The sequence below is a fragment of the Nocardiopsis sp. SBT366 genome (genome assembly GCF_001083815.1).
GTDB lineage: Bacteria > Actinomycetota > Actinomycetes > Streptosporangiales > Streptosporangiaceae > Nocardiopsis > Nocardiopsis prasina.
The window spans coordinates 40,174-60,635 of record NZ_LAVM01000041.1; the positions used below are offsets into that span (position 1 = coordinate 40,174).

General features: G+C 70.7%; 17 protein-coding genes, 1 tRNA gene and 1 pseudogene. 10 read left to right on the top strand and 9 right to left on the bottom strand.

Annotation, left to right across the window (positions count from 1 at the left end; genetic code table 11):
• Positions 1-46 precede the first annotated feature (46 nt).
• The 3 genes from ADX84_RS14330 (at position 47) to ADX84_RS14340 (ending at position 3,011) form a co-directional block, all read left to right on the top strand.
• Positions 47-832 carry a hypothetical protein gene (locus ADX84_RS14330; protein ID WP_049573696.1) on the top strand — a complete coding sequence of 262 codons (786 nt, stop codon included), beginning with the start codon at positions 47-49 and terminating at the stop codon, positions 830-832.
• A 78-nt stretch (positions 833-910) separates the two neighbouring features.
• Positions 911-2,113 carry a helix-turn-helix domain-containing protein gene (locus ADX84_RS14335; RefSeq protein ID WP_049573700.1) on the top strand — a complete coding sequence of 401 codons (1,203 nt, stop codon included), beginning with the start codon at positions 911-913 and terminating at the stop codon, positions 2,111-2,113.
• Positions 2,114-2,306: 193 nt separating this feature from the next.
• Positions 2,307-3,011: a DUF3159 domain-containing protein gene (locus tag ADX84_RS14340; protein ID WP_049573816.1), complete on the top strand. Its 705-nt coding sequence runs from the start codon at positions 2,307-2,309 to the stop codon at positions 3,009-3,011.
• A 16-nt stretch (positions 3,012-3,027) separates the two neighbouring features.
• Here ADX84_RS14340 and dnaE read toward each other — a convergent pair whose 3' ends face one another.
• Complete coding sequence (gene dnaE, locus ADX84_RS14345; RefSeq protein WP_049573704.1) at positions 3,028-6,165, bottom strand: DNA polymerase III subunit alpha; 3,138 nt, start codon at positions 6,163-6,165, stop codon at positions 3,028-3,030.
• Positions 6,166-6,345: 180 nt separating this feature from the next.
• Between dnaE and ADX84_RS14350 the strand changes: the two genes are divergently transcribed.
• Positions 6,346-6,726, top strand: coding sequence for a VOC family protein (locus ADX84_RS14350; protein ID WP_049573709.1), 381 nt, complete (start codon positions 6,346-6,348; stop codon positions 6,724-6,726).
• An 80-nt stretch (positions 6,727-6,806) separates the two neighbouring features.
• On the opposite strand, the gene ADX84_RS14355 is transcribed toward ADX84_RS14350, so the two are convergent.
• A complete protein-coding gene (locus tag ADX84_RS14355) occupies positions 6,807-7,010 on the bottom strand; it encodes a hypothetical protein (protein WP_049573712.1) in 204 nt (67 codons plus the stop codon).
• Between the two features lie 213 nt (positions 7,011-7,223).
• Here ADX84_RS14355 and ADX84_RS14360 point away from each other — a divergent pair, with 213 nt between their 5' ends.
• Together ADX84_RS14360 and ADX84_RS14365 are read left to right on the top strand one after the other, a co-directional pair.
• Entirely contained in the window at positions 7,224-8,333 is a 1,110-nt protein-coding gene (locus tag ADX84_RS14360) for a Vms1/Ankzf1 family peptidyl-tRNA hydrolase (protein WP_049573715.1), read from the top strand.
• 146 nt (positions 8,334-8,479) lie between these two features.
• Positions 8,480-9,334: an NAD(P)H-binding protein gene (locus ADX84_RS14365; RefSeq protein ID WP_049573719.1), complete on the top strand. Its 855-nt coding sequence runs from the start codon at positions 8,480-8,482 to the stop codon at positions 9,332-9,334.
• A gap of 94 nt (positions 9,335-9,428) precedes the next feature.
• Here the strand turns inward: ADX84_RS14365 and ADX84_RS14370 are convergent, their stop codons facing one another.
• A complete protein-coding gene (locus tag ADX84_RS14370) occupies positions 9,429-11,327 on the bottom strand; it encodes a S9 family peptidase (RefSeq protein WP_049573724.1) in 1,899 nt (632 codons plus the stop codon).
• 95 nt (positions 11,328-11,422) lie between these two features.
• Entirely contained in the window at positions 11,423-12,139 is a 717-nt protein-coding gene (locus tag ADX84_RS14375) for a MerR family transcriptional regulator (RefSeq protein WP_049573727.1), read from the bottom strand.
• A 313-nt stretch (positions 12,140-12,452) separates the two neighbouring features.
• Here ADX84_RS14375 and ADX84_RS14380 point away from each other — a divergent pair.
• Positions 12,453-12,589, top strand: a pseudogene (locus ADX84_RS14380) (MerR family transcriptional regulator); the annotation flags it as partial.
• A 147-nt stretch (positions 12,590-12,736) separates the two neighbouring features.
• On the opposite strand, the gene ADX84_RS14385 reads toward ADX84_RS14380, so the two are convergent.
• The 3 genes from ADX84_RS14385 to ADX84_RS14395 form a co-directional block, all read right to left on the bottom strand.
• Positions 12,737-14,128, bottom strand: a complete 1,392-nt coding sequence (locus ADX84_RS14385; RefSeq protein WP_049573731.1) for a DEAD/DEAH box helicase — start codon at positions 14,126-14,128, stop codon at positions 12,737-12,739.
• A gap of 237 nt (positions 14,129-14,365) precedes the next feature.
• On the bottom strand, positions 14,366-14,569 hold the full coding sequence (locus ADX84_RS14390) for a cold-shock protein (protein WP_017542737.1): 204 nt from the start codon (positions 14,567-14,569) through the stop codon (positions 14,366-14,368).
• Between the two features lie 698 nt (positions 14,570-15,267).
• Positions 15,268-15,343 (bottom strand) — tRNA-Lys (locus ADX84_RS14395).
• Between the two features lie 293 nt (positions 15,344-15,636).
• Between ADX84_RS14395 and ADX84_RS14400 the strand changes: the two genes are divergently transcribed.
• Entirely contained in the window at positions 15,637-16,248 is a 612-nt protein-coding gene (locus ADX84_RS14400; protein ID WP_049573735.1) for a TetR/AcrR family transcriptional regulator, read from the top strand.
• 123 nt (positions 16,249-16,371) lie between these two features.
• The gene (locus tag ADX84_RS14405; protein ID WP_049573739.1) at positions 16,372-16,632 is read left to right on the top strand and encodes a PspC domain-containing protein; all 261 of its coding nucleotides are present in this window, start codon (positions 16,372-16,374) and stop codon (positions 16,630-16,632) included.
• A 139-nt stretch (positions 16,633-16,771) separates the two neighbouring features.
• Here ADX84_RS14405 and ADX84_RS14410 read toward each other — a convergent pair whose 3' ends face one another.
• Together ADX84_RS14410 and ADX84_RS14415 are read right to left on the bottom strand one after the other, a co-directional pair.
• Positions 16,772-18,088 (bottom strand): MFS transporter, encoded by a 1,317-nt coding sequence (locus tag ADX84_RS14410; RefSeq protein ID WP_049573743.1) that lies wholly within the window; start codon positions 18,086-18,088, stop codon positions 16,772-16,774.
• A gap of 366 nt (positions 18,089-18,454) precedes the next feature.
• Positions 18,455-18,805, bottom strand: a complete 351-nt coding sequence (locus ADX84_RS14415; RefSeq protein WP_049573746.1) for a metallopeptidase family protein — start codon at positions 18,803-18,805, stop codon at positions 18,455-18,457.
• Positions 18,806-18,901: 96 nt separating this feature from the next.
• Between ADX84_RS14415 and ADX84_RS14420 the strand changes: the two genes are divergently transcribed.
• Positions 18,902-20,434, top strand: a complete 1,533-nt coding sequence (locus ADX84_RS14420) for a metallophosphoesterase (protein ID WP_049573819.1) — start codon at positions 18,902-18,904, stop codon at positions 20,432-20,434.
• The last annotated feature ends 28 nt before the right edge of the window (positions 20,435-20,462 follow it).

Sequence of the window (20,462 nt, forward strand, 5' to 3'; positions counted from 1 at the left end):
ACCGCGTGCGGGACGTTCCCCCGGCCGGGAGAGAGCAGGTTGTCCCATGCCCGCAGAACCCCTGTCCCCGCGCCTGTCCCGCTGGGTGCGCTGGGGCGCGTCCGCCCTGGGGATCGTCGGGTTCGTGGCGGGCGCCGTCGCGGTGTTCGTCAGCGACAACGGTCTGGGGACGGTGGCCCTGCTGGTCGTCGGCGCGGTGCTCATGCTCTTCCCCTTCTTCGAACACCGGATCCAGGGGGTGGAGGTGGGCGGGACGAAGCTGTTGCTCCGGGCCGAGGAGCACCAGCGCAGGGCCGACGCCGCCGAACGCCGTGGGGACATGGCGACGGCCTCCCAGGAGCGCGCGCGGTCCCGGGAACTGCTGGCGCCGCTGGCGGAGGAGTACCGGTGGACGCGCAGGCTGATGGAGCCGGGTGCGGAGCGTGCACGCCACCTGGAGGACTTCATGCGGCGCGCGCGGCGGGCGACGTCGGAGCGCCCCCTCACGATGGAGGAGGTGCGCGAGTGGCTGCGGTCGGGCGACGCCGAGACCCGGGTGGTCGGTCTGGCCGCCATGCGGGAGCGCCCCGATATCCGTGACCTCCCCGCCCTGAGGGAGGCCTTCGACGGCGCGACGAGCGCGTTCGAGCAGAACCACAGCATGGGTGTCATGACCGAGATGGCTCCCGGCCTCACCCCGGAGGAGCGCGAGGAGGTCAGGCGGCTCGTGCTGCGGCACCGGGCCGAGACCTTCGGCCCCTCGTCCCAGCGGTGGGCGGTGTCCGAGCGGCTCCTCGCCGCCCTCACAGACTCCGCCGACTCCGCCGACACCGCCGTCGTCAGGGGGAGCTGACCGGTCGAGCAGGGGCCTCCTCGGACCTGATTCGCGAAGTCGTGCGGGGTTCCCGGTGAGAGTGGGCATGATGCGGACATGGATCGAGTCCTGCCCCCGACATGGCGTCCCTCCAGCGAAGCCGAACTCGAGGCGGCCCTGAACGAGGGCGCGTTCACCGAGACCCCCAAACGCGAGGCCAAACAGCAGCTGCGCGGTTCCAAGGACCAGGCCAAGGACATGGCGTCCTTCGCGATCGACGGCGGGCTGATCGTGGTCGGCGTGCGGGAGGTCAAGGCCGAGGGACGGTTCGAGCTGGCCCCGGTCGAGTGGATCGACCAGATCCTGGAGACCCCGGCCCGGATCGCCGCCTCCTCCTGCGACCCGCCGCTCCAGGTGTCGGTGGAGTGGCTGGAGAGCGAGCTGCCCGGCCACGGGTACCTGCTCATCGAGGTACCCGCCTCCCCGCTCGCCCCGCACATGGCGGGCGGCGCGTACTACGGGCGCGGCGACAGGGAGAAGCGGCGCCTGCCCGACACCGAGGTCGAACGGCTCATCCGGGCCAGGGACACCTCGCTGGACGTGGTGCGCACCGCGCTGCGCGAACAGGTGGAGAAGGACCCGTTCCCGGAGGGCGCGTTGGCGCACCTGCACGTGGTCGCGCTGCCCTCACGGCGCATCCCCGGGATGTTCAAGGCCTGGACCGCCGCCGAGGACGCCCGGCCGCTGCTGTTCGACCTGGTCCGCGACGGGGTCTCGCGGCGGACCAGGGAGCGGGCCGGTGCGGCCGCGCGGGTGTCACCGGTCTTCGGGGAGCTCGTCTCGGGCTTTCGCACCGCGGGCGGCGTGGGGATCGCGAGCCAGCTGTCCACGTCGTCGGTGGTGGTGCTGGAGGAGCGGGACCTGCGCTTCGTCGTCCGTGAACGCGGCGAGGTGTCCCTGTACTGCGGGCGGGCGGCGGACCGGCTCGAGGGCCGGTACCTGTTCTTCGACGGCACCCTGGCCTTCCGGGTCCGGGCCTTCCTGGACCTGGTCGCCAGCCTGTCCGAGGACGCCGGATACGGCGGCAGCTGGGACGTGGGAGTGGCGGTCACCAACACCCACGGGATGTCCTCGTGGAACGGGGAGCGCGGCTCCTCACCGGGCTCGGAGTACGACGCCGAGCGCTACGAGCAGGTCACCCGGGTGCCGAAGCTGGAACTGGAGAAGCCCGGCAGCGCCACCGACCGACTGGTCGGGGAGCTGCTCCGCTCCCTGGGCAACGCCTCGGCCCACACGGACCTCCTCACCGACCCGGAGTGAGCCCGGGGTCGGCGGGTGGCCGCGCCGTGTCACCACCCACCCATGACATTCGTGGCGCCAACTCATGACACTCCGTCACTGTTGGCCGTCCGGAAAACGGTGAATCCTGAGTGTGGACGAGCTGGTCGGCACCGAACCCCCGGGGCCCACGCCCCCCGGTACCGGCCTTCCGGACACCAACGAGAGGAACCACATGGCACCGCTCGCCACCGACAGCACCGTCGAGACCACCTCCGGCACCGCCGGGGCGAATACCCCCACCGAACCGCCCGTCGACATCAAGCAGGAGATGCTGAAGGGGATCGGCGGCCCGATCGGGATGCTGTACTCCGTCCTGCCGGTCGTGGTCTTCGCGCTGACCGTCCCCTTCCTCTCCCTGACGGCCGCGATCGGCGGCGCGGTCGCCGTCGCCGTGGCGCTGGCCGTGTTCCGCATGTGGCGCGGCGAGAAGCTGATGTCCGCGCTGGGCGGGGTCTTCGGCGTCGCCGCGGCCGGGGGCGTGGCCGCCGCGACCGGATCGGCCAACGACTTCTTCCTGATCGGCATCTGGGCGTCCCTGGCCGGGGCGGTCGTCCTGTTCGTCTCGCTGGTCCTTCGCCGACCGCTGACCGGGGTCATCTGGAACGCCGTCCACGGGGGCGCCAACGCCTGGCGCGAGGACCGGCCCACGCTGCTCGTGCACGACCTCGCCACCCTCGGGCTGACGCTCATGTTCGCCGGCCGGTTCGCCGTGCGGCAGTGGCTCTACGTCGCCGACTCCACGACCGGGCTCGCGATCGCCGACACGGTGACGGGTTTCCCGCTGACGGCGCTGGCCGCCGTCGCGGTCGTGTGGGCGTTCCGCCGCTCCACCCGGCGGATGCGCCCCGCCACCGACGACGCCGGGGCGCGGGCCTGAGCGGACACGCCGCGGTTCAGAGTTCCGAGAGGGGCAGGGCGCGGGTGGCGGTGATGGTGGGCAGTGCTCCCGGCGCGGCCCGCCGGACCTGTCCGTGTACGGCGAGCAGCTCCGACCCGAACACCGCGCTGGCGGAGCGCCGCTGGGCCTCGGAGAACAGGACCACCTCGATGACCCCGCTGCGGTCCTCGATGCTGGTGAAGACCACGCGCCTGCCCGAGCGGGTGGGCGGGGTCTGGGTGCAGACCCGCACCCCCGCCACCAGGACCCGCGCGCCGTCCGGGAAGCGATGCAGGTCCCGGGCCAGGACCAGGTTCCTGGTGGAGGCCAGCCTGGCGAAGTGCTCCGCGTACTCGTCCAGCCGGTGCCCGGAGAGCTCGTAGCCGAGGGACCGTACCTCCTCGGCGACGCGTTCGGGGTGGGACATCGGGGCGGCCACCCCTGCGGGCACCGTCTCGGGCGTCTCGTCCAGGGAGAGCTGCCCGGGGGAGTCCGCGCTCCGGTGGTGCGCCTGGGTCAGGGAGTGCGCGTGCACGAGGACGTCGCGCCGGTCCGGGGCCCCGGGGGCGCCGGTGACACCGGTGAGGGTGTCCAGACCCCCGGCCAGGACGAGGTTGTCCAACGCCTCGCGGGACAGCGGCCCCCGCGCGAGCAGGTCCCGCAGCCCGGTGAAGGGACGCTGGGCCAGCAGGCGGTCGAGTTCGGCCTCGGTGAGGGCCCCCAGGTCGGCCAGGGCCGGGCGCAGACCCCAGCGCCCCTCCCCGTCCCGTTCCACGCCCCAGTGCCGCTGGGAGGCGTTCAGGTCCAGGCCGAGCACCCGAACGCCCATGCGGCGGGCGTCGTTGAGGAGCACCCGGCGCGGGTACATGCCGGGGTCGTGGGTCATCACCCCGGCGAAGAACGCGGCCGGGAAGTGCCGTTTGAGCCACGCGCTCTGGTACGTGGGCAGGGCGAACGCGGCCGCGTGGGCCTTGCAGAAGCCGAAGTTGCCGAACGCCGCCACCAGCCGCCAGGTCTCCTCGACGGTCCGGGAGTCGTGCCCGCGCTCGGACATCAGGGAACGCACCTGGGTCTCCACCTCACGGCGCCCCTGCTCGGTGCCCAGGGCGCGCCGCATGGCCTCGGCGCGGTCCAGCCCGCACCCGGTCATGGTGTCGATGGCGTGCAGGAGCTGTTCGTGGAAGAGCAGGGCCCCGCCGGTCTCGGCCAGCACCGGTGCGAGGTCGGGGTGGGGCAGGCGGGGCGTCTCGGCGCCCTCCCTGGCCCCGAGGTAGGCCGAGACCATGTCGGTGCCCATGGGTCCGGGCCGGAACAGGGAGATGTCGGCGATCAGGTCGGGGACCCCGTCCGGGCGCAGCCGCGACACCAGCTCCCTCTGCCCCGGGGACTCGATCTGGAAGCAGCCCAGGGTGTTCGAGGCCGCGACCATGTGCGCGGTGGCGGGGTCCCCGTCCGGCAGGGCCTCCAGGACCGGCGGCCGCCCCGAGGTGCGGTCGATCTCGTCCAGGGTGTGCGCCAGGGCCGACTGCATCCGCACCCCGAGGACGTCGAGTTTGAGCAGCCCGAGGTGCTCCACGTCCTCCTTGTCCGCCTGGACCATCGGGTAACCCGCGCCGGAGGGCTGAGTGGGGACCCGGTCACCCATGGCGTGGTCCGAGAGCACCAGCCCGCACGGGTGCATCGCCACGTGCCGGGGCAGGCCCGACAGCCGCTCCGCGAGCGAGAAGAGCCTGCGCACGTGTTCGCTGTCCAGGCCGTCCAGGTTCCGCAGCTCCGGGAGTTCGCGCGCGGTCTCGCTGATGCGGGAGGCCCGTACCCGGGGGAAGACCGAGGCGATGCGGTCCACCTCCACCGAGGGCAGCGACAGCGCCGCACCGGCGTCCCGCAGGGCGCTGCGGGCACGGTAGGTCTCCATCATGGCCACCGTCGCGCTGGCCCCGGGGTGGGAGGCGATGACCGCGTCGTAGGCCTCCAGCCGCCGGTCGGACTCCACGTCCAGGTCGATGTCGGGCAGGCCGGGGCGGCTCGGGGTGCAGAACCGTTCGAACAGCAGGCCGTGCTCCAGGGGGTTGATCGCGGAGATGCCCAGCAGGTGCACGACGAGGCTGCCCACGGCCGAACCCCGGGCTGAGCAGCGGATCCGCTTGTCCCGGATGGCCTGGGCGGCGTCGGCCACGGTCAGGAAGTAGCTCTCCAGCCCCATGCGGGCGATGACCTCCAGTTCGTACCGGACCCGTTCGTCCGCGCGGCGGTCCCCCTCCAACCCCAGCAGGGCGGCGCCCCCGGTGACACGGCCGCGCAGGTCGGCGGTGGCCTCGGGGCGGTCGGGCAGGTGCAGGCGGCCCCAGCCCAGGTCGGCGACGGGGTCCAGCGCGCAGGAACTGCCCAGGGCGAGGGTGTGCGAGATCAGCCGCCGGGCGCGCGTGCGGTCACCGCCGCACACACCCACGGCGATCCGGAACATCTCCTCACCGGTGGCCAGGTGGGCGCGTTCGGTGCGCGGCGCGGGGCGGTAGCCACCGGGGGCGTGCTGGCGGATGCGGTCCAGGGCGAGGGCCACCCCCGCGGCGTCGGGGGAGGGGTAGCGCACGGCGTTGGTCAGCACCGCCAGGAGGTGTTCCTCGTCCGCCAGGCGCACCATGTCCCGTGCGGTGCGGCGCTGCCCGGAAGCGCCGTGGTCGTGCGGTGCCAGGGCGATCTCCACACCCACCCTCCGCCAGGCGGTCAGCAGGGCACGGGCGTGCAGGGGCCGCTCCTGGGCCACGGCGCGGCCCACATCGGAGTCGGGTCCCAACAGGAGCACCAGGCCCTCGTGGTGGGCGGTCAGCTGCTCGGGGAGTACCGCCACGGGCGCGGGGGCGCGGTGGACGGCGGTGACCAGACGGCACAGGCTCGCCCAGCCCCGCGCTCCCCGGGCCAGCAGCACGACCCGGCCGCCCTCGGGGGAGGCGAGGGCGAGGTCGACACCCAGGGCGGGGCGCACCCCGGCCTGTTCGCAGGTCCTGATGTGCTCGGCGACACCGAAGAGCCCGTCCCGGTCGGTGAGGGCCACCACCGGTTGGCCGTCGAGCGCGGCGCGTTCGACCAGCGCGGCGGGAGGAGCGGTGCCGTGCCGGAAGGAGAACGACGAGGTGGCGCGCAGGTGCGTGAACACCGGTCCTCCCCTCTCTGCGTGTGCTCACAGTCGGAGGGGAAGGCACTGCGATCGAATGCGTGTTCGATAACTGTAGCCTGAACTGGGCCAACGACAAGTCAAGAGACTCATGGGGCGGGGGGTGGCAGGATGTCCGCGAGGGCGGAACCGCCCCGCACCACGCGACTGGGAGGTCCTGACATGGCCAGCAAGTTCACCGAGCTCGCGTTCGACTGCGCCGATCCGCACGCGCTCGCCCGGTTCTGGTGCGCGGTCCTCGACTACGAGGTGAAGGCCGAGGAGCAGGAGGAGGGGTTCGTCGCGATCGGTCCCCCCGGTGACGCGGGGGCGGGTCCGGTGCCCCCGATGCTGACGTTCGCGCTCGTACCCGAGGGCAAGACCGTCAAGAACAGGGTGCACGTCGACGTCAACCCCACCGACAGGGAACAGGGCGAGGAGGTCCGGCGGCTGCTCGACCTGGGTGCCCGGCACATCGACGCGGGTCAGGGCGACCAGAGCTGGGTCGTACTCGCCGACCCGGAGGGGAACGAGTTCTGCGTCCTCTCGACCCGCCGCCCCTGAGACACGCGTCGGCCCTTCCCTCGCGGGAAGGGCCGGACGAATACGTGAGGAGTCTTCTGCCGTTTCAGGCGGTCGGGTCCTCAGTGCCCTTTGGAGCGCAGACTCCTGAGGGTGCCGCGGACGGAGTCCTTCCACCCCTCGGTGCGAGTGAGGGCGCGTCCCTTGAACATTTCGAAGCGTCCCCGGTTGCGCAGCCGGTTGTTACCGGTCGCCCTTCCGGCCAACTCCTTGACCTTGCCCGTCGCGTGGGTCGCCCTGCCCCTGAGTTTCTCTGACTGGCCCATGAAGCCCTCCTCCTTGTGGGGATCGGTGGCGTCGCTGCCGGTCTCTCACTTGATTACTGCCACTTTTCGCCGCCCTTATTCATGATTGGCGAAAACAATCTCGGGTGGCATGGCACACATCCAACTCCGGGACGCCGGATGATTGCGCCCGATCTGTGTGGGCAGGGCTCAGAAAACAGACGGCAAAGACCCCGAGCGAGCGGAGGAAACAGTATGGACCTGACCTTTCTACAGCCCCTCTACGACCGCCCCTCGCCCATGGCGTCGTTGTTCATCAACACGTCCCGGGACACGGAGGACGCCGACCACGCGATCCGGGTGCGCTGGGGACAGGCGCGCACCGCGTTGCTGGAGAAGGGCGCTCCCGAGGAGACCGTCGCCGCGATGGACAGCGTGGTCGGACACACGAGGGGGGTCCCCGGCGCCCACGGCCAGGTGGTGTACGCGGCCGGTGACCAGGTCGTCTTCGACTCCACGGTGGCCCGACCGCCACAGGACTTCCAGACGAGCGTCGGGGACCTGCCCGACCCGCTCCCGTACATGGTGGCCGAGCCCCGCCGGGTGCCCCACGTGCTGGTCGTCGCCGACAGCGTCGGCGCCGACCTGACCGTCGAGTACGCGGACGGAAGGACCGAGGTCACGCGGGTGGACGGTGACGACAAGCCCGTGCACAAGGTCCGTGAGGGCGGCTACCACCACAACCAGATGCAGCGCGCGGTGGACGAGCAGGTGGGGCAGAACGCCAACCTGGTGGCGGACACGGTCGCGGAGAGAGCGGCGGCCAGTGGTGCCGAGGTGATCGCGCTCGCCGGTGAGGTCCAGGTGCGCGGCGCCATCGCCGAGCGCTTCCCGGGGAAGCTGAGGGAACGGGTGGAGTACCTGGAGTCCGGCGCGCGTTCCGCCGGCGCGGAGAACTCGCCCCTTGAGGAGGAGCTGGACGAGAGGCTGGACGCCAGGGCCGCCGAGCACGTGCGTGAGGCGGTGGGCGCCTTCGGGCGCGGACGAGCGGACGGCACCGCCGTGGAGGGCATGGAAGCGGTCGTGCACGCGCTCCAGCGCGGACAGGTGGAGACGCTGCTGTGGAACGACGAACTCCCCGGAGCCGACCGTGAGCTCCACATCGGCGACTCGGGTGAGCAGGTCGCCCTCACCGAGCGGGAGCTGCGAGACATGGGCGTGAGCGGGTCGCGCACCGAACCCGCCAGGTCGGCCGTCCTCCGGGCCGTGGTCACCACGGGTGCCGGGCTGGAGCTGGTTCCGACGGACGCCGCGGAGCTGGACGAGGGCATCGGCGCCGTCCTGCGCTTCGCCACCCAGAGCTGACCCCGCGGCACACGAAATCCCCAGGTCCGAGCGGGAGGAACCCGCCTCGACCTGGGGTTTCGTCTGAAGGACGCCGTGGAGCCTCGAACATCCACACGCGACGGTGAGACATTCCCCGTCTCATCGGAGCGTGATGGGGTGAGGGCATGACCACACCTCAGACCATCACGGTGCTCGGCGCGACCGGCAAGACGGGGCGGCGAGTGAGCGCACGGCTGAAGGAGCGGGGGCACCGTGTGCGTGCCGCCTCACGTCGCGGCTCCAGCCGGTTCGACTGGGAGGACGAGAGCACCTGGAGTGACGTCATCGACGGAGCCTCCGCGATCTACCTGGTCCCGCACGAAGCGTCGACCGTTCAGGATCCGACGGAGGCCTTCGTCGATCGCGCGGTGAAGGCCGGGGTGAGACGCCTGGTCCTCCTCTCGGCGCGCGAATGGGTCGATACGCACCTGGTCGAGGGCCTGGAACGAGAGGAGATCGTACGCGGCTCGGGCACCGGATGGACCATCCTCAGGCCCGTGTGGTTCGCGCAGAACTTCAGTGAGGAGCCGTTCTTCGCCCGCGGCGTCATCGACGGCGACCTGGTCCACGGGACCGGGGAGGGCGCGCACCCTTTCGTGGACGTCGAGGACATCGCGTCGGTCGCCGCGGTCGCACTGACCGACGATCGCCATCACGCGCGGCACTACTCACTCTCGGGTCCTCGTGCCCTGACCGTGCCCGACGCCGCCGCGATCATCGCCAAGGCGACAGGAAGGCCGATCAGCACGCGTTTCCTCACCGAGGACGCCTATCGGGCCCACCTCGTGGAGAACTACTACTCGCCCGGCACGGCGGACGGGGTACTGGCGTTGAGCGCGCTCGTCCGTCGAGGTGAGGACGCCTGTCTCTCGGATGGCGTCCAACGCGCACTGGGACGGGAACCCCGCGACTTCGCCGACTACGTCGAGGACACCGTCCGGAACCAGGGATGGGGCTCGTACCCCTCCGGTCCGGGGTGAGAGCCGGAGCGCCGCGCGTTCCGAGACACGCGAGAGCCCGGGTCCGGAGGGGGCGAACGCGCTCCGGCCCGGGCTCTCCCCGCGTGGCCGTCGTCTAGGACCGTCCGCCCAGGTGACGGGCCAGGAAGCGCTCGAGCGTGCTGTACAGCTCGACGTTGCTGTCCGTGTTGACGAACCAGTGGCCCTCGGTCTCGTTCAGCAGGTACTCGACCTCGGCGCCCCGGGCGCGGAGCGCGTCGACGATGCGGTCGGAGTGGCGGCGGTCGACACGCACGTCGTTGGCGCCGTGGACCAACAGCACGGGTGCCGTGATGTCGTCGACCCGGCTGATGGGCGAGCGGGCGAGCATGTCGGCCTCCTGACGGGGGTCGTCCGGATCGCCGATGTAGCGCAGGTAGCTGTTCTCGACGCCACGGCGGGCGAACGGGACGACCGACCGGACCAGGTCGACCAGATCCGACATCCCCGTGTAGCTGACCGCGGCGGCGAACCGGTCGGGGGTGAACGCGGCTCCGACGAGCGCCGCGTAGCCCCCATAGGAGCAGCCGTAGACGGCGACCCGGTCCGGATCGGTGTACCCCCGGCCGACCGCCCAGTCGACCGCGTCGATCAGGTCGTCGTGCATGCGCCCGGCGAACTGCCCGATCGCGGCCTGGGTGTGGGCCTTGCCGTAACCGGTGGAGCCGCGGAAGTCGACCTGTAGCACCGCGTAGCCGCGGTTGGCCAGGAACTGGACCTCGGGGTCGTAGCCCCAGCTGTCCCGGTACCACGGTCCGCCGTGCACCAACAGCACGGTGGGCAGACCGCGCGGCTCGACCCCGGTCGGCAGGGTGAGGTGGCAGGGCAGCGACAGGCCGTCGCGGGCCGTCAGCGTGATCGGGGTGACCGGTGCGAGCTGGTCCGGGTCCAGGTGCGGGAACGGTCGGAACAGGCGCCGTGCCCGCCCCGTCCCGTGGTCGTAGAACCAGGTGACGCCGGGGTCGCGGTCGTGGGTGAAGTCCACCACCCAGCGCTGGGCCGTGGTGTCGCAGGACACGTGGGCGAGGTCGCCGTCGGACAGCTCCTCAAGTCGGGGCAGTACCGCGGCGAAGTGCGGGTCGAGCGCGTGGACCTCCTGACGCGCGCCGAGGTAGCGGGCGCCGAGGAGGTCCCCGGTCCCCGGGTGCAGGATGAGCGAGGACGGGAAGCGCGGGTCGGCCTCGGGACGCGGGGTGTCCAGGTCGAACACGGGGTGGCTGTCCACCCCGGTCTCCTCACCGGTGTCCAGGTCGACCCGGACCAGGCGGGTGCGGTCCGATCCGCGCGCGGAACCGGTCCACAGTCCTTCTCCGTCGGGGGTGAGCGCGGCGGGCAGGAGCCCGAAGGGGGCGTCGGTGCCGGAGAACCGCGCGATCGGGCGCCGGTCGTCCCCGTCCCACTCCGAGAGCACGTGGTCGCCCCCCTCCTCCATGGTGAAGGCGAGCAACCGGTTCGGGGCGCGCAGCCAGGACACGACGTCGCCGGGGTTCTCCGCGACGCTTGTGAGCCCGCCGGTCGTCAGGTCGAGTTCGAAGAGGTCGACCAGGTCGGGACGGCGCATGTTGAGCTGGACGTGGGCCGTCCCGGGCCGATCCGGCGGGAGCTGCGCGCCGATCAGCCGTACGCCCTCATAGGGAGTCAGGTCGACCGGGGCCTCCTCGGGCCGGGTCATGTCGGCACGGTGCAGGTGCCAGTTCTCGTCGCCGTCGTTGTCCTGCTGGAACAACAGGTATCGGCCGTCGGCGCTCCAGAAGAAGCTCTCGACGTTGCGCCGGGTGTCCGAGGTGACGCGCCGGATCCCCGGGGCGTCGGGGTCGGCCCAGTCCGAGTCCAGGTCACGGACGAACACGTTGAGCCGCTCCCGCCACGGCGCGAGGTAGGCCACCTTCGTGCCCTCCGGCGACAGTAGGGCGCGACTCCGGGTCGGGGGGCCGAAGAACTCCTCGACGGCCAGCGTTCTCGACGATGCGGTCATGGCGAATCCCTAGGGTCGGTGGGTGCGGGCAGCACCCAGTCCAGACCCCGACGTCGCGTCCGACTCAAGACCGAACCAAGTGACGTGGGACACATTCAGGAGTCGTCCTGCTCCAACCGATGCTGGAGCTGGCGCAGCACGCGTTGCTGTACGGGATGGAGGTTCTGCGCGTTCAGCTGGTCCAACAGTGCCGAGCCCCGCGCGTCGAGCGGGGGCAGTTCGGTCAGACCGGCCACGACCGGTCTGACGTGCGCGAGGAGTTCGTTGACCAGGGACGAGACCTCGTCGTCCGGGGCGTCGGCGTCGAGGGAGTAGAAGCGCGCCGTGACGTTCGCGGGCACGGACGGGCCGCCGAACAGGGCGCCGAACGCCGCCGGGCCGAGCAGGTGTGCGGCCAGGACCAGCTGTTCGTGTTCGTGCCGGGCCATGTTCGTCGGCGTCCCCGCTTCGGGTGCGGGGCGCCAGACCGAGAGCTCCGGGGGCAGATCCGGCGGGGTGCCGCTGCGTCGCAGCGCCGCGATGTCGGCCCGGCGCCGGGTGAGCCGTTCGATCTCCTCCGCGGCCTGGTCGTCGAGCTCGTCCAGGAGCTCCTCCGCGGCCTCCGGATCGTCCAGCACCGAGGGCAGTACGGACAGCTGGACACCCAGCGAGGTCATCCTGGTGATGCGCAGGAGTCGGACGAGGTGGCCCACGTCGTAGCGCCGGTAGCCCCCGCTCGACCGCGGGGGCTCGGGCAGCAGCCCGATCTGGTGGTAGTGGCGCAAGGTGCGGACGGTGACGCCGGCCAGCGCGGCGAGCTCGCTACTCAGCAACGGGCGGCTCCTTCACTGCGAGAACTAGTCTTCCCCTCAGGCGGGCGAAAACTTGTATTGGTCAGAGTAGACATGGCTGTCTGGTGGTGCTACGTTTTCTGTCATAGCCACTGAGACACACGGCTGGACCACCGGATACGCCGGTGGAGGGATGGACGGCTCGACGGTGCGCACGTGCGTCAAGGCACCGGGGGCCGGTAGGACCGCAGTAACGCAGTAACGCTGTACCGTTTTTCGGCAGTACCGGGCTCCCGCTCGCACAGGGGAGGCCACAGAAGGACGCGGTAGGGCTTGACCGGCGCACGGTTGTACNTCAAGATCGCCTCCCGCGCTCGCGAACTCGTCGACGAGGGGACACCGATCGAGTCCGCCTGCCGGATCATCATCCTCGAGGACCAGCTGGAGGAGGCCCTGCGCATCAACGAGCAACAGCGCGCCAACGACCGGTGAAGCCGAAGGCGCGCCGTCCTGAGCCCTTCGGGACCGTCGCGGTCAGGCCGGGCCCACTCGGTGTGGGCCCTGGTCAGCACCGGCCGACGCCTCCAGGTGGGGTGTTCCTGTTCCGGAGAGAGGGGGACTCCGGAGCGGAACCTGGGGTCAGCGGCGCGGGCGGCGACGTCCGCGGGGTGCCTGCGTGCGGGCGCACTCCTGTGGCCTGGCGGACCGCACGGTCACCGGCAGTCCCGAAGGTTCGCGGGCCCCGGTCACCTCGGCCAACTCCGGAGTGTCCGCTCCGGCGCCCAGGGTGCGCGGTTCGATCCGGGCCCTGGCCACCAGGCGGGTCATGTCGCGGCGCTGGGCGGGCATCACCAGCGTGACCACGTTCCCGGACTCACCGGCCCGGGCGGTGCGCCCGCCCCGGTGCAGGTAGTCCTTGTGGTCGGTCGGCGGGTCGATGTTGACGACCAGGTCCAACCCGTCCACGTGGATACCGCGCGCCGCGACGTTGGTCGCGATCAGCGCCGTGACGTCGCCCCGCTTGAACTGGTCGAGGGTACGGGTGCGCTGGGGTTGGCTGCGTCCGCCGTGCAGGGGCGCGGCGAGCACCCCGTTGGCCAGCAGGTGTTCGGCCATACGGTCCACCGCGCGCTTGGTGTCGAGGAACATGATCACCCGGCCCTGTCGAGCGGCGATCCTGGTGGCGACGGACCTCTTCTCGCCGGGCGAGACGTGCACGAGGTGGTGCTCCATGGTGGAGACGGCGCCCTCGGACAGGTCGACCGAGTGGACCACCGGGTCGTTGAGGAAACGTCGGACCAGCTGGTCCACGTTCCGGTCCAGGGTGGCTGAGAACAGCATGCGCCGCCCGCCCTTCGGCACCTCCTGGAGGATCGCGGTGACCTGGGGCATGAAGCCCATGTCGGTCATCTGGTCGGCCTCGTCCAGGACGGTGGTCTCCACCCGGTCCAGCACGCAGTCGCCGCGCTCCATCAGGTCGCGCAGCCGTCCCGGTGTGGCCACGACCACGTGCGTTCCCTGCTGTAGGGCGCGTGTCTGCCGACGGATGGGCATGCCGCCCACGACGGTGGTGATGCGCACCCCCACCGAACGAGAGTAGGGCTCCAAGGACTCAGCGACCTGCTGTGCCAGCTCCCGGGTGGGGGCCAGGACCACGGCCAGGGGGCGCTGCGGTTCCGCGGGGCGCCCGTCGAGGCCGGCGAGCAGGGGCAGGCCGAAGGCCAGGGTCTTACCGGATCCCGTCCGGCTGCGGCCCAGCACGTCGCGTCCGGCCAGCGAGTTGGGCAGGGTCGCGGCCTGGATCTCGGACGGGGTCGTCAGTCCCTGGCGGTCCAGGGTCCGCTTCAGGGCCGACGGCATGTCCAACGCCGCGAAGGAGTCCGCAGGCGGGAGCGCCGGGGTCACGGTGACGGGGAGCGCGAACTCCCCGGAGGGGCCCGCGTTACGAGGGCGCGAGGCGCCGCCCGGGCGCTGTCGACCGTAGCTCCGGGCCGGTCGCGCACGGTTGGTGGTGGGGTGGGGATGACTCATGAATGGCCTTTCGCCGTCGGAGTTCGCCGGGCGGGAGGCCTCACGGCCTCACAGGGAAAACCGGGTACACCGGATGAATGAAACCTGCACGCCCGACTGGAGAATTTCCGGGGCGAGTAAAGCAAGCTATTTTGAGAAACCACGCCCAGAAATCAGGCGGAGAAACAAAAAGACGGGGTCCGGCCCCTGGAGGGCGGACCCCGTCGCGGGGGAGAGTGTGCTCTCCCCGGATCAGGCTTAGCGCAGGGTGATGTTCTCAGCCTGGGGGCCCTTGGCCCCGGCGACGGCATCGAACTGCACGGCCTGGCCTTCGGCCAGCTCACGGTAGCCCGTGGCCTGGATGTTCGAGTAGTGGGCGAAGACGTCCGGGCCGCCGCCGTCCTGCTCGATGAAGCCGAAGCCCTTTTCGCCGTTGAACCACTTGACTGTACCGGTGGCCATGGTGGCACCTCTCGCTCGAAAATGAAGAAAACCGCAGGTGACGATTTTCCCGTCACTGCGGTGATCTCCCAGGAACGCGAGGTTCCACGGGGCCACTACTGCAACTTCGTAGACAGTAGCACAGAAGATTCCATTATCCCGATATCCGGTGCAACGCGCGGTGCCAGAAAAATGGGTGCGGAAACAGAAAGTGCCGTGCCGCTCGTGGTGGAGGCCCGCCCGGCCCCGGCCGTCCGCCGCTGGAGGAGCGCCGGAGCGGGCAGTCGGGAACGGAGCGCGTGGACCCGGGCCCGGTGTCCACCCGTATCAAGGGAGGCCGCCCGGCTCCGGACCGGATGAGCCGCGTGTTCCGGAAAGCCCGGAGGGCGGACTGCCGCCGGTACGGCTGCACGATCCGCGGCACGGCGCGGCCACGTTCGCTTCGGAGGCTGGGGAGGACCTGAAGACCACGCGGTCGACGCTGGGGCACGTGGGCATCGTGTTGACCACGGGCACGTGCACGCGTGAGTTGCCCGAGGCCACCCACGAGGCGGCGGAGGCGACGGCGGCGCGGTGCTGAGAGAAGCCCGGTCGGCGCCCGGCCGACACCGCGCGCTCCGCCGTCGAAGGGAAGCGGGAGGGGGCTCGCACGCGTCCCATCCGGGTCCCGACGCGGCAACGCCCGCCGGGGTCCGGCGGGCGTTCTTCCAAGTGAAGGGTGGTAGGGCCCCGGGGGATCGAACCCCGAACCCGCGGATTAAAAGTCCGCTGCTCTGCCAGTTGAGCTAAGGCCCCGTGGCGTGCCCAGCTGACCTGGGGAACGTCACACAAGACGACATCCTACCGGATACCACAGGAGTTGCGGAGCAGTGGATTCGCCTGTCAGCGCGCACATGTGGGGCCTCTCTCGGGGGGTGACGGTCCAGGTTCGAAGGTCGCAGGGGAGTGAGATGATCACCGGGCGCTGGCGGGCCGCGTCCCTGAGGGAACCCGGAGGGGCGACCCTGAAGGTGGCCCGGGAGCGTGCAAAAGTACACATGGAGAAATGTTGCGCGGGCTGTAATAGTTGTTCGTGCAAGGGAGGACCTATGGGGCTGCGAGAACGCAAGAAGCTGGCCACGCGTCGGGCTCTGCGGGAGGCCGCCGTGCGGCTCACCCTGGAGCGCGGTCTGGAGAACGTGACCGTGGAGGCGATCTCGGCCGAGGCCGACGTCTCGCCCCGGACCTTCTTCAACTACTTCGCGACCAAGGAGGACGCGCTCCTCGACGACGTCCCCGTCTCCCTGGACGAGGAGGCGCACGCGGCGTTCGTGGCCGGTGGCCCCACCGGTGTGTTCACCGACGACCTCGGCTCCCTCCTGATGGCCTCCCTCGTCGTCTCGGGTGACCTCGGCAAGCAGCGTGCCGAGATCGCCCTGCGCAGGCAGCTCATCGACCGGGAACCCCACCTCCTGCCCGGTCTGCTGGGGCGCTTCCACGACGTCGAGCGGAGCGTGGCGGCCGCGATCGCCGAGCGCGCGGGGGTCCCCGCCGACGACACCCGATCCCAGGTGGCGGCCGCCGCCGCCATGGCCTCCATGCGCCAGTCCATGAAGATGGTCCCGGAACAGGCGGAGGAGGGGATCGACGAACTGCGCGCCCACCTCGGCGAGGCCTTCCGGACGTTGGGAGAGGTCTTCGCCCCCGAACGTCGGGGCTGATGTGCGCCACGTCTCAGGAACGTCCCGGGGTTCGACGCCGTCGGACCTTCGGGGACGGAGATCAGGGACCGCCCAGGGCTCTCCCCGATGGGAATCGTCGTCGTCAGCGGGCAAGGTGGAGGTATGAACGAGAACTTCGCCAGCAAGAGGCTCCAGCGCAGCGAGACCGACCGCTTCCTGACCGGCGTCTGCGGGGGCATCGCCGCCTACACCGGTGTGGACTCCACGATCATCCGGATCGTCTTCGTGGTCCTGGCCCTGCTGGGCATGGCCGGTATCCCGATCTACATCCTGGCCTGGCTGCTCATGCCGGCCGAGAGCGAGCGGCGTTCGCTGCTGGAGCAGATCATCCGTAACTTCCAGGGAAAGTCGAGTGACAACTGATGTGGACCCTGCGCGCACACCCCGGTTGGCAGCGGCGCGAGCTGTGTGCCCCACGGGAGGAACGAGAGACCGACCAGTCCTGTGACCAGCCCGTGGAGCACCGCGCCGAGCGCTAGGCCGTGCTCGGCGCTCACACGCCCTAGGAGGCCGACTCCGACTCGGTCGCCTCCATCCGCTCGGCCACCTCCCTGGACATCCGTGCCCAGGGGACGGAGAGGGCGATCGCGGAGACCAGGGCGAGCAGTCCGGCACCGACGATCACCGTGCTGGTGCTGGTGAGCTCGACGAAGTAGCTGGACAGCAGGATGCCGATGCCCTGCGCGGCCTGGAGCCCCGAGGCGACCAGGCCGAAGGCCAGCCCGCGGCCCTCCTTTGGCACGCAGAGGACGAAGGCCGCGTTGGCCACGAACTGGTACGAACCGGCCGCCCCGCAGAGCGTCAGGGCGGCGATCATCATCCACAGCGGCATCTGGAGTACCCAGAGCAGCAGCGGCACGCAGGTGAGGATCGCCAGCGGACCGAGCAGGCGGGTTCGGGTCGGCGGGGGGATCAGCCGGGTGAGGACGAAACCGCCCACGAGCGCCCCGATCGACTGGCCCGCCATGATGAACCCGGCCGCGGCGGGTCCTGCGCCCGCTTCTGCGGCCATGGGGTTGGCCAGCCCGTAGGGGATCGAGTACAGGCCCGCGAGCCAGGCGAGCAGGGCCAGCACGCGCAGCTTGGGGTCGCTGAAGACGAGCTTGGCGCCGTCCCGGGTCATCACCAGGAGTCCGGGCCGCTTCTCGCCGTTCTCCTCACGCGCCGGAGCGGGGCGGGCCCTCACGCCGAAGCGCACGATCACCGCCGACAGGACGAAGAGCACGCCCGTGGACATCAGGGTGATGTTGGGGCTGACGAAGGTGACGATCACACCGCCCGCGATCAGCCCGAGGAGCATCCCGACCTGCGCGGTCAGCTGGATGATCGCGGTGCTGGCCACGTAGCGCTCGCCCTGGACGATCTGGCTGAGCAGGGCCGCACGGGCCGCCGAGAACGGGATCGACGGCAGGATCGAGAGGAACAGCAGCGCCCAGACCGCCCAGACCGGCATGCCGGGGATTCCGACGATGACGATGACCACGGCCCGGATCACGTCGCAGGCCACCATCACCTGGCGACGCGGCAGGATGTCCGCGAGCCCGGAGAACAGCGGACCGGCGAGGATCGGCGGCAGGAACATCACGGCCAGCGTGACCCCGGCGGCGAAGGCCGAGTCCGTCAGTTGGTAGACCAGGACGCTGGAAGTGATGTTCAGCAGGTTGGCGCCGATCACCGACAGGGCGTGCGCCAACCACATGGAACGGAACTCGGCTATCGCCATGACGTCGCGGTAACTGCTCCGCCATTTGTCGTCCCGCGCCTTCGGAGATGCGGGATCCCCGCCGTCGGCGGCCTTGTCGAGGCTCGGATTGCCCACCAGGCGCTCCCTTACTGTCACAGAGGTGAATCACACTGTGTCGTGTTCCCATGACCAACGGTTCCGGAAGAGGGTCGGGCTGGCAAGCGGGTTGGGTGAATTCGTGTCTGATTCGTTGCTCCGAGTAATGTCTCCCGGTGTGATTCGGTATCGCCCCCGAAGGTTGCTGTTCGGATTGTTTTCCCAGGTGGGTGCCGTTGAAGGAGGGTCTCGTGCGGCCTCCGGGGGTGTTGGGCGGGGAGGGGGCTCGTTACTCGCCGAAATGGTGTCACGAATGGGAATCATGTCCCCAGATGCCAGAATTTATGGGATCTTCGGACCTCTATTCCCTCGGAATATCGCTCTGGGTGAGCATCTCCGGCCCGATCAGCCCCAACCGAGTTCGGTGAGCCGGGCGTCGTCGATCCCGAAGTGGTGCGCGATCTCGTGGATGACGGTGACGAGCACCTCGTCGACCACCTGGTCCGGGGTCTCGCACATCGCGCAGATGTTGCGTCGGTAGATGAAGATCTGGTCCGGGAGCACCCCGAAGTAGGAGTCGCCGCGCTCGGTCAGCGGAATCCCCTCGTACAGGCCGAGCAGGCCCTCCGGGGACTCCTCCGCGACCGTGATCACCACGTTGTCCATGAGCCGGGCCAACTCCGGGGGGATCTGGTCCAGGGCGTCGGCCACCAGTTCCTCGAAGTCCCTGCGTGTCAGTTCAACCACGCCTGCCATTGTGCTGCCTTCCCGGGGTGGCGAGGAAGAGACATAACACTCTGGACGGGAGGAAACATTGGGAACGGCGCCAGTCAACGGCATGATGGGGGTGTGTTGTCTTGGGGAGAGATCCGCGCTTACGACTACCGGGGGGCCCTCGAACGGTCCCGAATGGCCCTTCGCCGGTGGCGTGCCGGACGTGTGTGGCGGTGGAGCTGCGTCGTCGTCGCGGGACTGGTCGGGGGCTGGCTCGGGCTGGCCCTGGGCGGCCAGGTGGTCACGCCGATCGGACCGGCCGACGTCACCTTCGCCCTGAGCCCCCAGTGGCACGGTGAGACCGTCGTCAACGTCGCCCCTCTGGGTCAGCTGGCCTTCGACACCCACACGGCGCCCCTGAGACTCGAGGCGACCATCACCGACATCCGGCTCTCGGCGGCCGAGGAGATGTTCGCCGACCCCGACGCCATCGACCGTATGGCCGCGGGGATCGGCGCCGACCTCACGAGCGGTGTGACCGCCCTCCTGCTGCGCTCCCTGCTCGTGGCGACCCTCGGCGCGGCCCTGATGGGCCTGCTGCTGTTCCGGAGCGCCTGGCGCGCCCTGGCGAGCGGGGCCACCTCGCTGCTCGTCCTGGTGGGCTTCGGCGGCCTGGCGGGGCTGACCTTCAACCCGAGCGCCATCGCGGAGCCGCGCTACACCGGGCTCATCGCGGGTGCCCCGCAGGTGGTGGGCAGCGCCGACGACGTCGTCAGCAGGTTCAGCGAGTACCAGGAACAGCTCGCGGGGCTGGTCGGCAACGTGTCGATGATCTACGAGGCCACGTCCTCGCTGCCGGTGTACGACGACGACGAGTCCGTCATCCGGGTGCTGCACGTGTCCGACATCCAGCTCAACCCGGCGTCGTGGAGCATCATCAGCACGCTGCGGGAGCAGTACGGGGTCGACGTGATCGTGGACTCCGGCGACCTCACCGATCGCGGCAGCGCGGCGGAGGACGTCTTCGCCGACGAGATCGGGAAGCTGGACGTGCCCTACGTGTGGGTGCGCGGCCAGCACGACTCCATGGGCACCCAGCGGGCGGTGGCGGCCCAGTCCAACGCGGTGGTGCTGGACGGTGACGTCGAGGAGGTCGGCGGCCTCACCTTCTACGGCGCGGGCGATCCCCGGTTCACCCCGGACGCCACCCGGCTCAACCCGGACGCCGCGGGTGTGGCCGCTCTTGGTGAGGAGCAGGCGGCGTCGATCAGGGGCGGCGGGGACGACGTGGACGTCGCGATCCTGCACACGCGCACCCAGGCCCGGCCCTTCGACGGTGTGGTTCCGCTGGTCCTGGCCGGGAACGAGCACCTGCGCTCCACCGAACTCACCGACCTGGGCACCAGGTTCCTCGTGCAGGGTTCCACCGGCGGCGCGGGACTGCGTGGTCTGGATCACGGTTCGGGTCGTCCCACGCCGTACCAGGCGTCGGTCCTGTACTTCGACGCGGAGACCGGCCGCCTCCAGGCCCGCGACGACATCGACCTCGGGGGCATCGGGCTCACGTCGGCGCAGGTCGAGCGGCACATCGAAGCGGACCCCGACCGGCGGATCGGTGAGCCGGAAGAGGAGGAGGACGAGCGTGCGACCCCGAGCGAGGAGTCGTCGTAGGCCCCGCGTCGGCGCGGGCCCCGGAGGG

Bases quoted from the DNA above. Each gene is read 5' to 3' on its own strand.
- ADX84_RS14330 (WP_049573696.1), top strand. From the start codon at position 47: ATGCCCGCAGAACCCCTGTCCCCGCGCCTGTCCCGCTGGGTGCGCTGG.
- ADX84_RS14370 (WP_049573724.1), bottom strand. From the start codon at position 11,327: ATGACCGCATCGTCGAGAACGCTGGCCGTCGAGGAGTTCTTCGGCCCC.
- ADX84_RS14385 (WP_049573731.1), bottom strand. From the start codon at position 14,128: ATGAGTCATCCCCACCCCACCACCAACCGTGCGCGACCGGCCCGGAGC.
- ADX84_RS14400 (WP_049573735.1), top strand. From the start codon at position 15,637: ATGGGGCTGCGAGAACGCAAGAAGCTGGCCACGCGTCGGGCTCTGCGG.
- ADX84_RS14340 (WP_049573816.1), top strand. From the start codon at position 2,307: ATGGCACCGCTCGCCACCGACAGCACCGTCGAGACCACCTCCGGCACC.
- ADX84_RS14390 (WP_017542737.1), bottom strand. From the start codon at position 14,569: ATGGCCACCGGTACAGTCAAGTGGTTCAACGGCGAAAAGGGCTTCGGC.
- ADX84_RS14335 (WP_049573700.1), top strand. From the start codon at position 911: ATGGATCGAGTCCTGCCCCCGACATGGCGTCCCTCCAGCGAAGCCGAA.
- ADX84_RS14350 (WP_049573709.1), top strand. From the start codon at position 6,346: ATGGCCAGCAAGTTCACCGAGCTCGCGTTCGACTGCGCCGATCCGCAC.
- ADX84_RS14415 (WP_049573746.1), bottom strand. From the start codon at position 18,805: ATGGCAGGCGTGGTTGAACTGACACGCAGGGACTTCGAGGAACTGGTG.
- ADX84_RS14355 (WP_049573712.1), bottom strand. From the start codon at position 7,010: ATGGGCCAGTCAGAGAAACTCAGGGGCAGGGCGACCCACGCGACGGGC.
- ADX84_RS14360 (WP_049573715.1), top strand. From the start codon at position 7,224: ATGGACCTGACCTTTCTACAGCCCCTCTACGACCGCCCCTCGCCCATG.
- ADX84_RS14405 (WP_049573739.1), top strand. From the start codon at position 16,372: ATGAACGAGAACTTCGCCAGCAAGAGGCTCCAGCGCAGCGAGACCGAC.
- ADX84_RS14365 (WP_049573719.1), top strand. From the start codon at position 8,480: ATGACCACACCTCAGACCATCACGGTGCTCGGCGCGACCGGCAAGACG.